The organism is Saccharothrix coeruleofusca (genome assembly GCF_014648515.1).
Taxonomy (GTDB): Bacteria; Actinomycetota; Actinomycetes; order Mycobacteriales; family Pseudonocardiaceae; genus Actinosynnema; species Actinosynnema coeruleofuscum.
Genome location: NZ_BMRG01000030.1, coordinates 310 through 12,934, shown reverse-complemented (window position 1 = coordinate 12,934; position 12,625 = coordinate 310). Strand labels below are relative to the sequence as shown.

Genomic DNA, 12,625 nt, shown 5'->3' with positions numbered 1-12,625 from the left:
GGGGTTGATGTCAAGATGACAACAACCTAGCCTGGCGGCATGGCAGACAACCTTGGGACGCGGCCCGTCGTCGGCAGGCTCGCGGCGGACGTGGTGTTGTTCACCAGGCGGAGCGGCGCGCTGTCGGTCCTGGTGGTGGAGCGGGGCGGGGAGCCGTTCCGGGCGGCTCTCGCGCTGCCCGGCGGGTTCGTGGAGCCGGGGGAGCGACCGCCGGACGCGGCGGTGCGGGAGCTGGCCGAGGAGACCGGTGTCGTGCTGCCGCGCGAGCGGTTGCGCAGGCTGGGGTGCTACCGGGAGCCCGGCCGCGACCCGCGCGGGCACGTGGTCAGCGTGGTCTACCACGGCTACCTGGCGGGTGCGCCCGTCGTGACCGGGGGCAGCGACGCCCGCGCGGCCCGGTGGGTCGGCGTGCTGGACTTCATGGCGCCCGGCGCGCGGGTGGCCTTCGACCACCGCCGCATCGTCGGCGACGCGGTGTTCAGGAGGTTCGGCTGGCGGCTGGCGGCTTGGGGCCCGGTGGGCGCAGCATCGCCGGGTGCAGCAGGTGGGCGGGCCCCCGGCGGTAGAGCGCCGCGGGACGACCGCCCTGACCCGAGGTCCGGGTGCCGGTCGGCACCAGGAAGTCCGCCACCCCGGTGACCTTGCGGTGGAAGTTGCGCGCGTCCAGTTCCTGGCCCCACACGGTCTCGTAGACCTGGCGCAGCTCGGTCACGGTGAACTCCGGGGCGCAGAAAGTCGCGGCCAGCGTGGTGTACTCCAGCTTGCTCCGCGCGCGTTCCACCGCGTCGGCCAGTATCCGCTTGTGGTCGAACGCCAGCTCGGCGCGCGGGCGCAGCACGGCGTCCACCGGCGTCCACGCGGCGGCGCGGGCGTCGCCGCCCGCGGTGGGGGCCGCGAGGCCGGGGACGAACGCGACGTAGCAGACGGTGACCACGCGCCCGCGCGGGTCGCGGCCGGGTTCGCCGTAGGTGCGCAGCTGCTCCAGGTGCAGACCGGCGGCGTCCAGCCCGGTCTCCTCGGCCAGCTCGCGGGCCGCCGCGCGGTCGACGTCCTCGGTGGTGTCCGCGAGGAAACCGCCGGGCAGGGCCAACATCCCCCGGTACGGCTCGATCCCCCGCTCGACCAGCATCACCTGGAGGGCGCCGTCGCGCACGGTGAGCACCGCGAGATCCACGGCCAGTGCGACCAGCGGGATCTCCCACGCCTCGTCGGACGTGTCGTCGCTTCCGGTGACCTGTCCTGGTCGTCCGTCCACACGCAACACTCTACCCGCAACGTTGCGGTGCCCCCTTGTCCGCAATTTTCGTCGGTTTGACGATAAACCGGGGTGTCGGCTACGGTCTGCCCACCGCGGCGCCGTTCCCGCCCCCCGCCTCTTCCGCTCCACCCCACGCGATGCGCGCTGCGCAAGTGGATCGACCCCGGCTGTACCCGCGGACTCGCCCTCCGCCGTCACCTCGGCAGACGAAGCGGACCGCCCCGGCGGACCGCGTTGGAGTGAACCGATGATCGTGATCTTGACAGCACTTCAGGTCGAACAGCGGGCCGTGTTGGAACACCTGGTCGACGTCGAACCGCACCGGCACGCGGCGGGCACCATCTTCGACGTCGGAACCCTTGCGGGCCAACGGAACCGGCGCGTGGCGCTGGGCGTGACCGGTCCGGGGGCGCTGGGCGCGGCCACGCTGACCGAGCGCGCCTTCGCGGAGTTCTCGCCCTCGGCGATGATGTTCGTCGGCGTCGCGGGCGGGCTGCGCGACTGGTTGGAGATCGGCGACGTGGTCGTGGCCACCAAGGTCTACTCCTACCACGGCGGGCGCAGCGAGGACGAGGAGTTCCTGGTCCGGCCGCGCGCCTGGGAGATCTCGCACGCGGTGGAGCAGACGGCCAGGCGGCTGCCGCGCGACAACGCCTGGGCCGCCGCGCTGCCGGAGACGCCGGGCGTGCACTTCGAGGCCATCGCCGCGGGCGACGTCGTGCTCAACTCGACGACCTCGCCGGTGGCGCGGAAGATCCGCCGCAACTTCAACGACGCCGTGGCCATCGAGATGGAGAGCTCGGGGTTCGCGCTCGCGGGCCACCTCAGCGGCAAGGTGCCCATGGTGACCGTCCGCGCCATCAGCGACCGCGCGGACGGCACGAAGTCCACCACGGACCGCGAGGGCGGCCAGCGCGTCGCGGCCCGCAACGCCGCCGCGTTCGCCGTCGCCCTCGCCGCGGCGCTGGACGACGACGAGACCCCCGGCGGGACCGCCGGCGCGCCGGGGAACGCCCCGACGCTGCCGACCATCCGGAGCACCAGCGTCGCGCGGGACAACGCCCACGTCGGTCAGCAGATCGGCGTCAACTTCGGCGCCGGGTGGCCGGGAGGTGGCCGGTGAGCGACATGTCGTTCGATCACTTCCCCCACGTGGACAGCCACATCACGGCCACCGACGGCGCGCACGTCGGTCAGCAGATCGGCGTGCAGCACGGCGACAACTACAGCGACACCGCCTTCCACTACTCGTACGTCTACAACGTCAACCAGGAGGACCCGCCCGAGCGCAGGCACGAAGTGGCCCTCAACCACCTCAACGGGGGCACACCCCGGTTCGCCGAGAAGCTGTTCGGGGAACTGCTGTGGAACGGCGACGGCACGACCGAGCGGGCGTACTACTACGTGCTGTCCGTGCTCAGCGACCGGTCGCTGCACGAGATCCGCGGCGAGCTGCTCACCGGGGTGGTCAACGCCCGCAAGATCTGCGACTCGCTGGCCAGGGACATGTGGCGCGAGGCGCTGGACGTGGTGTGGCGGCTGCTGCGGCACATGCGGCTGGAGGCGGGCGGCGAGGCGGGTGAGGAGCACCTGCGGGCGGCGCTGACCGCCTTCGGCGCGCTGCCCGCCGAGCGGCAGGACGAGATCGCGCTGCACATGGACATGGTCATCGGCGGCGTGATGCAGGAGCGGCTCGAAGCCGGGTACGCGCGCCGCGTGGTCAGCGAGCGGATGCGGCCGGGCCGCGCCGCCCGCGCCTGGAAGTTCTTCCAGCCCGAGCCCGCCAAGCCCCGGCTGTACACGCACACCGCGTCGAAGGCCGACCGGGCCGACTGGCTGCGGGCCGTCGTGGGCGGGGCGGGCGTGCTGCTGGGCGTGCTCTCGCTGCCCTCGGGGGCGTTCGGCGTCGGCGCGCTGCTCGGGGCCGCCCTGGTGGCGCTGGGCGGGTACCTGCTGCTGGGCAGGGGCATCGCGCTGGAGGCGGCGGGCCTGCGGGTGGCGGTCAAGCAGCGCGAGGTCGTGCCGCCCGAGGAGCCGGAGCAGCCGCAGTCGCCGGGGCACTGGGTGTCCACCGAGTTCGTCCACGAGATCCACCGGCTGGTCGAGGCGCGCTTCCGCGACGCCCGGCCGCACGTCGCCGGTGACTGGCCCGCCTACACCGAGGGCATCCGCGCCCACCTCAAGCAGCGCTTCGTCGACCTCTACGGCAACGCCCAGGTGACGGCGGCGGCGGTGAACTGGCTGATCCGCTGGCACGCCAAGCGGGTCGCCGCCGGGTGGGGCGAGCAGGGGCTGTTCCGGTACCAGGCGGCGCTGGCCGCGTCCGGCGGCACGGCGGCGCTGTTCCGCGTCGGCGCGGGCATCGCGGTGGCGGGCCTGCTGGTGCTGATGGGCAGCGGCCAGGGCGTCGCGGCGCTGTTCATCGCGGCGGGCGGTTTCTTCGGTGCCAAGGCGATCACCCGCATCGGGGCCCTGCGCAGCGTGGACGGGTTCCTGCGCGCGGACGCCGAGCAGCTCTACGCCGAGGAGATGCGCGCCTACGAGGAGTGGGTGGCCAAGCTCGCGGACCGGCCAACGGACGCGGAGATGGCCCGCTGGCTGGCGATGGACAAGATCCACCTGAAGACCGACGCCATCCGCCGGGCCGGGCTGAGCAACCACGACCTGGTGGCGCACGTGGTGATGACCGAGGGGGCCAAGGGCGCGATGCGCGCCCGCGTGCTGCACGGACCGCCGCGCTACTCCGCCTACGTGGTGCAGATCTTCCTGCTCACCCGCAGCGGTGTGCGCGAGGCCAGGGTCGAGCTGGACTTCCTGACCGGCGAGGCGCGCAACGAGCGGCGCAACCTGTTCCGCTACGACGCGCTGGCCTCGGCCAGCGTCACCGAGAGCGGCGTCCGGGGCACCAGGGGGGACCGGGAGGTGGAGCGCCTGCGCAGCCGCACCTTCCGGCTGACCCTGGTCAACGGCCAGCACATCACCATGGTCGCGGAGAACTTCCGCAGCGCGGGCGACGCGACCCTGGAGGACGAGTCGGAGCTGTTCCTGGTCGCCCTCCAGACCTCCGGCATCGAGGGCGCGCTGCCGATCCTGGAGGCCGTGGCGTCCGAGGGCCGCGACTGGATCGTCCGGGAGCAGGAGCGCCGCGAGCGCTGGTCCCGCGCCTGGTACGAGTAGCCCCCACCCCGCGAACCGAGCGTCCCCGCGCACCGGGTAGTAGTCACCGGCCCGCGCGGGGGCCTCGGGTGGTACTTGCCGGTGCGGGGAGGCCGGCGGCGTAGGCGGCGAACTCGAAGGTGGCGTCGAGGCTGCCGGGGCGCGGCGGCTGGGTCGGGTCCCAGCCCAGCGCCCGGTCTTCGAGGACCTGGGTCAGCAGCGGGCGCCACTTCGGGTCGAGGTGGTCCAGCGCCCACTCCAGCGCGCCGCGCTTGGAGGTGACCTCGGCCGTGCGCAGCGTGTAGAGCAGGCGGCAGTAGGTCGACACGGCGTAGCGCTGGGTCCAGGCGACGTGGAACGGCGCCCACGTCCGCAGGTCGTCCAGCAGGGTGGGCAGCGCCGCGCGCATCGCGTCGCGCAGCACCTCCGGCGGCACCTCGTCCACCAGGGTCGCGATCGGCGGGCCGTCCATCGTGATGCCGTGGTGGCGCAGTATCCACCGCGTGTGCGGGGTGTTGCAGTGCGTGTCCCAGGTCAGCTCGCGGTGCCCGTTGTCGCAGTACAGCCACGGCACCCCGAGCCCGGCGACGTCCCGCAGCGACGCGAGGTCGGCGTAGGAGCCCTCCAGGCACTGGTTCCAGTGGCCCCGGCGCGTGGGGATCTGGTCGTGCAGGGCGCGCAGCCCGGCTTCGACCGGGCCGCTGGGCGGGGCGGTCGTGACGACGATGAAGTCGCAGTCGCTGTGGACGTCGCCCGCGCCCAGGGCGAACGAGCCCTGCAGGTAAGCGCCGACGTAGGTGTCACCGAGGATGTCGCGGGCCGTGGCGACGAGGTCGGCCAGCACGGCGTCGAGGTCTTCGAAAGGGGTGAACAAGGCAGGTCTCCGTAACCCGTGGCAGGAGTGGGGCGACACGGGCGCGGCGGAGGTGCGGGACACGTCGCCGCGCTCAGGCGCGGCGGGTCCGGGTCGATGCGCTGCGACTCACGGCGGCAGCCTAGCGCGGCTCAGAGCTGGCCGGTGCGGAATTTGTCCAGCACCCGGCGCTCCCGCTTGGTGGGCCTGCCCGCGCCCCGCTCGCGGTGGGCGACCGGGGCGGCGGCGATCGGCGGCGGGGCGGGCGTCCGGTCCAGGAAGCAGGTGGCGGCGTCGGCCGCGCCGACCCGCTTCTGGATCACCCGCACCACCTCGACGATCCGGGTCGTGCCGTTCACCCTGGCGCGCACCTCGTCGCCGGGGACCACCACCGTGGCGGGCTTGGCGGGGCGGTCGTTGACCCGCACGTGCCCGCCCCGGCAGGCCGCCGCGGCGTCGTTGCGGGTCTTGGTCAGCCGGACCGCCCACAGCCAGCGGTCCACACGGGTGGACTCCACGCCCCCATCATGCCCGGTCCGCGAACTGCCGCCGACCACTGCCGACTCCTGCCAAACGCGCCCGGACCGGCGCGATCACGCCTAGGGTCGTGATCATGAGCATTCCTCGCGACACCAGGGCCACCGTCACCGAGTTCCTCGACCGGCTGGCCGCGGGCGACCCCGACCGGGTCGCCGAGCTGTTCGCCGAGCCCGTCGACTGGCAGCTGAGCTGGCCTGACGAGGGCCACCCGGCCATCCCGTGGATCCGCCCGCGCTCGACCAGGGCGGAGGTCGCCGACCACTTCCGCGCGCTGGCCGAGCACCACGTCCCGGAGCGCAACGCCACCACCGTGTCCGCGATCGTGGTCGAGGGCGGGAACGCCGTCCTGCTCGGGCGCATCGGGCAGACGGCGCGGGCGACCGGCCGGTCCTACACCGCGATGTTCGCGCTGCACCTCACCGTCGAGAACGGCCTGATCACCCGCTACCACATCTACGAGGACAGCCTCTCGGTCGCCGCCGCGCTCACCGCCGCGCCTACCGGGTGAGCAGGTCGCGCAGCGCCTTGACCACCTCGGCGGGACCCTCCTCGGCCATGAAGTGCCCGCAGGAGACGATCCGGTGGTCCAGGTCCGGGGCCCACGCCCGCCACAGCGCGGCGCCGTCGTAGCCGAGGGCGGCGCCCCAGTCCTGCTGGAGCACGGTGACCGGCATCCGCAGTTGGTTGCCCGCCTCCCGGTCGGCCCGGTCGTGCTCGACGTCGACGCCCGCCGACGCCCGGTAGTCGGCCACGATCGAGGGAATCGCCTCGCGGGACGCCTTGAGGTAGGCGGCCCGGTGCTCGGCGGGGATCGCGCTCGGGTCGGTGGCCCACAGGTCCAGGAAGTGGCCGAAGAACTCGTCCGCCGCCCCGCTGATCATGGCTTCGGGCAGGCCCGGCGGCTGGGCCATCAGGTAGAGGTGGAAGGCCACCGCGGCGGACGCGCCGCGCAGCACCTCCCACATGTCCAGGGTGGGCAGGACGTCCAGCGCGGCCAGGTGGGTGATCGCGTCGGGGTGGTCCAGGCCCGCGCGGACGGCGACCAGCGCGCCCCGGTCGTGCCCGGCCAGCGCGAAGCGGTCGTGGCCCAGCGCGCGGGCCAGCGCCACCACGTCGGCGGCCATGGTGCGCTTGGCGTAGGTCCGCCCGGTGTCGGCGGGCTTGTCGCTGTCGCCGTAGCCGCGCAGGTCCGGGCAGATGACGGTGTGGTCGGCGGCCAGGTCGGCGGCGACGTGCCGCCACATCAGGTGGGTCTGCGGGAAGCCGTGCAGCAGCACGACGGGGCTGCCCGAGCCGCCCACGGCGACGTTGAGCGCCACCCCGTCGGCGACGGTGACGCGCTGCTGGGTGAACCCGGTGATCTTCGGTGACATGGTCGCTCTCTCCGGTGGGTCGTGGTCGGTGCCCACTGTGCGGGCCGCCGATCAGCACCCGGTCAGCAGCGGCTCAGCCGGGGACGCGGTTAGGTTGTCCGGCGATGGTGCGCTTCGGGGTGCTGGGTCCGCTGGTGGCCGAGGACGAGCGCGGGCCGGTCGACCTGAAGGGGCCGCGGCACCGCGCGGTGCTGGCGCGGCTGCTGGTCGCCGGGGGCCGGGTGGTGCCGGTCGGCCTGCTGATCGACGACCTGTGGGAGGACGCCCCGGAGGGCGCGCTGGGCGCCGTGCAGACCTTCGTCGGCGCGCTGCGCAAGGCGCTGGAGCCGGACCGCCCGCCCCGCACGCCGTCCCGGCTGCTGGTCACCGCCTCCCCCGGTTACGCGCTGCGCCCCGCGCCGGAGGCGGTGGACGCCTGGCGGTTCGAGGCCGCGGTCACCGAGTCCGCCCGGCTGCTGGCGGGCGGCCGGGCCGAGCGGGCGCGGGTGCTGCTGAACGGGGCGCTGGCGCTGTGGCGGGGACCGGCGTACGCGGAGTTCGCCGACCAGGACTGGGCGCGGGGCGAGGCGGCGCGGCTGGACGAGCTGCGCCTGCTGGCCGTGGAGCGCCGCGCCGAGGCGGCGCTGGCGGTGGGGGCGGCCGCCGAGTCCGTGCCGGAGCTGCGCTCGCACGTCGCGGACCACCCGCTGCGCGAGGACGGCTGGCGGCTGCTGGCGCTGGCGCTGTACCGGGCGGGCAGGCAGGGCGACGCGCTGGCCGCGCTGCGCCGGGCCCGCGAGGTGCTGCGCGCCGAGCTGGGCGCGGACCCCGGCCCGGAGCTGCGCGCGCTGGAGGCCGACATCCTGGCCCAGGCCCCGCACCTGGTCACCGCGCGCCCCGCGACGCCCCCGCCCGCGCGCGGACGGGCCGAGCCCCTGTTCGTGGGGCGCACGGAGGAGCTGGGCGCGCTGGAGGAGGCCGCGGCCACCGCGCTGGGCACGGGCCGCCCGCGCCTGGCGCTGCTGTCCGGGGAGGCGGGCGCGGGCAAGACCGCGTTGGCCGGTGCGCTGGCCGGGCGGCTGGCGGCGGCGGGGTGGACCACCGCGTGGGGAGCCAGCCCGGAACTGCCCGGCGCGCCCGAGGCGTGGCCGTGGACGCAGATGCGCGAGGAGCTGGGGGTGGCCGAGCCGGTGGCGGCGCGGTTCCACCGGCACCGCGCCATCGCCGCCGCGCTGGCCGGGCTCTCCCGCGCGGCCCCGGTGCTGCTGGTCTTCGACGACCTGCACTGGGCCGACGAGGAGACGCTGGCCCTGCTGACCGCGCTGGTCACCGACCTCGACCCCGGCCCGGTGCTGGTCGTGGGCACCTACCGGTCGACCGAGATCTCCGAGGGGCTGGCCGAGGCGCTGGGCCGGGCCGCCCGCGCCGAGCCGACCCGGATCTACCTGGGCGGACTGACCGAGCCGCAGGTGCGGGAGGTGGTCCGGGCGCTGACCGACCGCGAGGTGGACACCCGCGCCGTGCACGCCCGCAGCGGCGGCAACCCGTTCTTCGTCCGGGAGCTGACCCGGCTGTGGGAGAGCGAGGGCGACGCCGCCCTGCGCGCCGTGCCGACCGGGGTGCGCGAGGTCATCCGGCACCGCCTGGCCAAGCTCGGCGAGACGACGCGGACCCACCTGCGGCAGGCGGCGGTCCTGGGGCCGGAGGTGGACCTGGACGTGCTGGTCCCGCTGGCGGGCGACGAGGAGGCGGTCCTGGACTCGGTCGAGTCGGCCCTGCTCGCCGGGTTCCTGGTGGAGCAGGACGGCGACCGCCTGCGGTTCGCCCACGCGCTGGTGCGGGAAACGCTCTACGCCGACATCCCGCGCGCCCGCCGCGCCCGGTGGCACGCCGCCGCGGCCGGGATCGTGGAGCGGGCGCGGCCCGACGACGTGGAGGAGATCGCCCACCACCTCCTGCGCGCGGGCGGGCGGGTTCCGGCGGCGCGCACCGCCCACTACGCGCGGGCGGCGGCCGAGCGCGCGGAGCGCCGGTTCGCCCCGCACGAGGCGGCTCGCCTGTGGCGGGAGACCGCGGACCGCGCCGACACCACCCGGACCCGCCTGGAAGCGCTGATGGGCCTGGTCCGGTCGCTGGCCGTGATCGGCGACCTGCGGCAGGCCCGCCTGCACCGCGCCGAGGCCGTCACCGCGGCGGAGTCCCTGGGCGACCCGGTGCTCACCGCCGGGGTGATCGGCTCCTTCGACGTGCCCGCGATCTGGACGACCAACGACGACGAGGAGCTGTCCGCGCGCTTGGCCGCCGCCGCCGAGCGCACCATGGCCGCCCTGCCCGCCGACCGCCGGGCCGACCGCGCGCGGCTGCTGATCACCACCGCCATGGAGCGCCGCGCCGACACGGGCGGGCGCGGCGGCCGGGCGGCCGAGGAAGCCGAGGGCATCGCCCGCGAACTGGCCGACCCCGGCCTGCTCGCCCTCGCCCTCAACGCCCGCTACCTGCACACCTTCCAGCGCGCCGGGCTGGCCCCGCAACGCGCCCGGATCGGCGCGGAGCTGGTCGAGCTGACCCGGCGGCACGGCCTGGTGACCCTGGAGGTGCTGGGCCACCTGGTCCTGGTCCAGTCCCGCTGCGCGCTGGCCGACTTCGCCGCCGCCGACCGCCACGCCGCCGAGGCCGACCGCCTCGCCCAGCGCCACGACCTGCCCGTGGTCGGCGTGTTCACCGACTGGTACGCGGCGCTGCGCCTGTCCGTCGCGGGGCAGCGGGAACGGGCGCGAGCCGCCTACCGCGCGGCGGCGGCCCGGCTCGCGGGCACCGGCATGTCCGGCCTGGAGCACGGCATCCTGCCGCTGGCTCTGCTCAGCCTCGGCGCCGCCGCGGACGACAGCGCTCCGGACGACGCCGACTGGGGTCCGTACCGGCCGTGGGCGCGCCCTGAGCCGGGTGAGTCCATTCCGGACTCACCGCCGGACCTCCTGCTCGAAGCGCGGACGTGCCTGCACGCCGAGGCGGCGCTGCGAACCGGGGACCGCCCGACGCTGAAACGCCTGCGCGCCAAGCTCCTCCCGGCCTCCGGCGAGCTCGCCGGGGCGGGCAGCGGTCTGCTCACCTTCGGCCCGGTGGCGCACTACCTGGGCGACCTGTCCGCCGCGCTCGGCAGGTCCGGTGAAGCCGTGGAGCACTACCGGCAGGCACTGCGCGTCGCGGAGAAAGCCCAAGCGCCGCACTGGATCGCCGCCGCGCGCGAAGCGCTGACCCGACTCCGCGACCAACGGTGACACCCCCGCACCGCGCGACTACACCACGAGGATGACCCGGAGCGCTGTCGTCCCGGAAAATGCCTCCCGCGACCGATGTCCCGGCTCGCGGATGCTCCTAGCGTCGACCACATCGGACACGACGACCCGAGGAGATACGTGCGCCAGCGGAGAACCACCGGCGGCCTGCTCGCCTGCCTGCTCGCCCTGACGGCCACCGCCCCGGCCACGGCCGCGCCCGACGCGCCGCGCCTGCTCCCCCCGACCGGCCCGCACCCGGTCGGCACCACCTCGCTGCACCTGGTCGACACCAGCCGCGCCGACCCGTGGGTGCCCGAGGCGGGGGCCAGGGAGCTGATGGTCTCCCTCTGGTACCCGGCGAAGTCGCCCAGCGGCAAGCGCGCGCGGTACATGACGCCCACGGAGTCGCGGCTGCTGCTGGAGGACGGCGGGATCACCACCGTGCCGCCCGAGGTGCTGAGCGGGACGCGGGCCAACGCCTTCCGCGACGCCGAACCGGCGGGGCGCGGCCTGCCGCTGGTCGTGCTGTCGCCGGGGTTCACCAAGCCCCGCGCCACGCTGAGCGGCCTGGCCGAGGACCTGGCGAGCGACGGCTACGTGGTCGCCGCGATCGACCACACCTACGAGAACGTCGCCACCACCTTCCCCGACGGCCGGGTCACCACCTGCGCCGCGTGCGAGCGGGACCGGAGCCCGGAGTTCTGGCGGGGACTGGTCCAGGGCCGCGCCGCCGACGTGTCCTTCGTGCTCGACGAGCTGACCGGGGCGCGCCCGAAGTGGCGCGGCGCGGGGCGGATCGACCCGTCCAGGATCGCGATGGCGGGCCACTCGATCGGCGGCGCGAGCGCCATCCCGGCGATGCTCGCCGACGCGCGCGTCCGGGCCGGGATCGACGTCGACGGCACCACCGAGGACCTGATCCCGGACAGCGGCCTGTCGCGGCCGTTCCTGTTCCTGGGCAGGCAGTCGACCTACACCCCCGGCACGCCCGGACCGGTCGCCGACTGGGAGCGGGACTGGGCGCGCATGACCGGCTGGAAGCGCTGGTTCGTGGTGGAAGGGGCGGCGCACGCCTCGTTCACCGACGTCGGCCCGCTGGCGGAGCAGCTCGGCGTGGCCAGCGGGGCCGACCTGGCGGGGCCGCGCGGCACCGAGATCACCCGCCGCTACGTGCGGGCCTTCTTCGACCTGCACCTGCGCGGCAGGGCGCAGCCGCTGCTGGACGGGCCGTCGGCGCACTACCCCGAGGTCGGGTTCTGCGTGCCGGAGACCGGGACCTGCGCCCGATGACGGCGGATGCGCCCTCCGCGACGCTGCGGAGGGCGCATCCTGGTCCGTCAGGCCGTCACGGGGTGCGGCAGCTGACAGTCGGCGCGGCCCACTGGCCGTTGGCCATCACGGTGAAGCCGAACGTGGTGCTCGCGCCCGCGGCGAGGTTGCCGTTGCCGCTGGGCTTCATGGTCATCACGTTGCCGCTGGAGTCCCAGCTCGGCGTGCCGTTCCAGGTCGCCGACACCTTCTGCGGCGAGGTCACGGTGACCGTGGCGGTCCAGCCGCTGATCGCCGTCGAACCGGCCTGGATGGTGACCTCGCCGTTGAAGCGGTCACCCCACTGCTGGCTGGTCCGGTAGGTGGCGGTGCAGGAGCCGGTCGGGGTGGTCGGGGTGGTCGGCGTGGTGGTCGGGCTGTCCGAGGGGGCGACGGCCCGGCCGGTCGACGGGGAGATCATGCCCGCGCACAGGCCGCGGCTCTTCAGGTTCGCCGCGATCTGGGGGATGGCGTTGAGCGTGGTCTGGTAGCCGTCGTGCATCAGGATCACGCCGCCGCTCTGCAAGGTCGACGCGGCCTGCACGATCTGCGCGGTGCTCGCGCCGTTCCAGTCCTGCGAGTCGACGTTCCACAGCACCTCGGTCAGGCCGAGCTGCGCCTCGATCGACTTGAGCGTGCTGTTGGTCTCGCCGTAGGGCGGGCGGAACAGCTTGGGCGTCTCGCCGGTGGCCTGCTGCAGCGCCTGCTGGGTCCGGCTCAGCTCCGAGCTCATCTCGGCCGCGCTGAGCTGGGTCAGGTGCGGGTGGCTCCAGCTGTGGTTGCCCACCCACATCCCGGCGTCGCGCTGGCTCTTGGCCAGCGAGGGGTTCTGCTGGACCTTGTTGCCCACGTTGAAGAAGGTGGCGCGCAGGCCCGCCGA

10 protein-coding genes and 1 pseudogene are annotated in these 12,625 nt (G+C 74.9%); 6 read left to right on the top strand and 5 right to left on the bottom strand.

From position 1 onward, the window contains the following. Nucleotides 1-39: 39 nt before the first annotated feature. Nucleotides 40-417: pseudogene (locus tag IEZ00_RS37590) on the top strand (NUDIX domain-containing protein); the annotation flags it as partial. Between the two features lie 61 nt (nucleotides 418-478). Here the strand turns inward: IEZ00_RS37590 and IEZ00_RS34720 are convergent. After that, a complete protein-coding gene (locus IEZ00_RS34720) occupies nucleotides 479-1,255 on the bottom strand; it encodes an NUDIX hydrolase (protein ID WP_229796393.1) in 777 nt (258 codons plus the stop codon). Between the two features lie 256 nt (nucleotides 1,256-1,511). Here IEZ00_RS34720 and IEZ00_RS34715 point away from each other — a divergent pair, with 256 nt between their 5' ends. Then, a complete protein-coding gene (locus tag IEZ00_RS34715) occupies nucleotides 1,512-2,381 on the top strand; it encodes a 5'-methylthioadenosine/S-adenosylhomocysteine nucleosidase family protein (protein WP_229796398.1) in 870 nt (289 codons plus the stop codon). 5 nt (nucleotides 2,382-2,386) lie between these two features. Further along, nucleotides 2,387-4,435 (top strand): hypothetical protein, encoded by a 2,049-nt coding sequence (locus IEZ00_RS34710; RefSeq protein WP_189227593.1) that lies wholly within the window; start codon nucleotides 2,387-2,389, stop codon nucleotides 4,433-4,435. A 43-nt stretch (nucleotides 4,436-4,478) separates the two neighbouring features. Here IEZ00_RS34710 and IEZ00_RS34705 read toward each other — a convergent pair whose 3' ends face one another. Both IEZ00_RS34705 and IEZ00_RS34700 read right to left on the bottom strand, forming a co-directional pair. Beyond that, a complete protein-coding gene (locus IEZ00_RS34705; RefSeq protein ID WP_189227592.1) occupies nucleotides 4,479-5,288 on the bottom strand; it encodes an aminoglycoside adenylyltransferase domain-containing protein in 810 nt (269 codons plus the stop codon). A gap of 131 nt (nucleotides 5,289-5,419) precedes the next feature. Then, nucleotides 5,420-5,785: an RNA-binding S4 domain-containing protein gene (locus IEZ00_RS34700; protein WP_189227591.1), complete on the bottom strand. Its 366-nt coding sequence runs from the start codon at nucleotides 5,783-5,785 to the stop codon at nucleotides 5,420-5,422. A 95-nt stretch (nucleotides 5,786-5,880) separates the two neighbouring features. On the opposite strand from IEZ00_RS34700, the gene IEZ00_RS34695 reads away from it, so the two are divergent. Then, nucleotides 5,881-6,315 (top strand): nuclear transport factor 2 family protein, encoded by a 435-nt coding sequence (locus tag IEZ00_RS34695; RefSeq protein ID WP_189227590.1) that lies wholly within the window; start codon nucleotides 5,881-5,883, stop codon nucleotides 6,313-6,315. Here the strand turns inward: IEZ00_RS34695 and IEZ00_RS34690 are convergent. After that, nucleotides 6,305-7,180, bottom strand: coding sequence for an alpha/beta fold hydrolase (locus IEZ00_RS34690; protein ID WP_189227589.1), 876 nt, complete (start codon nucleotides 7,178-7,180; stop codon nucleotides 6,305-6,307). The genes IEZ00_RS34695 and IEZ00_RS34690 overlap by 11 nt on opposite strands. 104 nt (nucleotides 7,181-7,284) lie before the next feature. On the opposite strand from IEZ00_RS34690, the gene IEZ00_RS34685 reads away from it, so the two are divergent. Together IEZ00_RS34685 and IEZ00_RS34680 are read left to right on the top strand one after the other, a co-directional pair. Then, nucleotides 7,285-10,437, top strand: coding sequence for an ATP-binding protein (locus tag IEZ00_RS34685; protein ID WP_189227588.1), 3,153 nt, complete (start codon nucleotides 7,285-7,287; stop codon nucleotides 10,435-10,437). Between the two features lie 138 nt (nucleotides 10,438-10,575). Further along, nucleotides 10,576-11,727, top strand: coding sequence for an alpha/beta hydrolase family protein (locus IEZ00_RS34680; RefSeq protein WP_229796392.1), 1,152 nt, complete (start codon nucleotides 10,576-10,578; stop codon nucleotides 11,725-11,727). 55 nt (nucleotides 11,728-11,782) lie between these two features. On the opposite strand, the gene IEZ00_RS34675 is transcribed toward IEZ00_RS34680, so the two are convergent. Next, on the bottom strand, nucleotides 11,783-12,625 hold an 843-nt coding region (locus tag IEZ00_RS34675), incomplete at its 5' end, for a polysaccharide deacetylase family protein (RefSeq protein WP_229796391.1).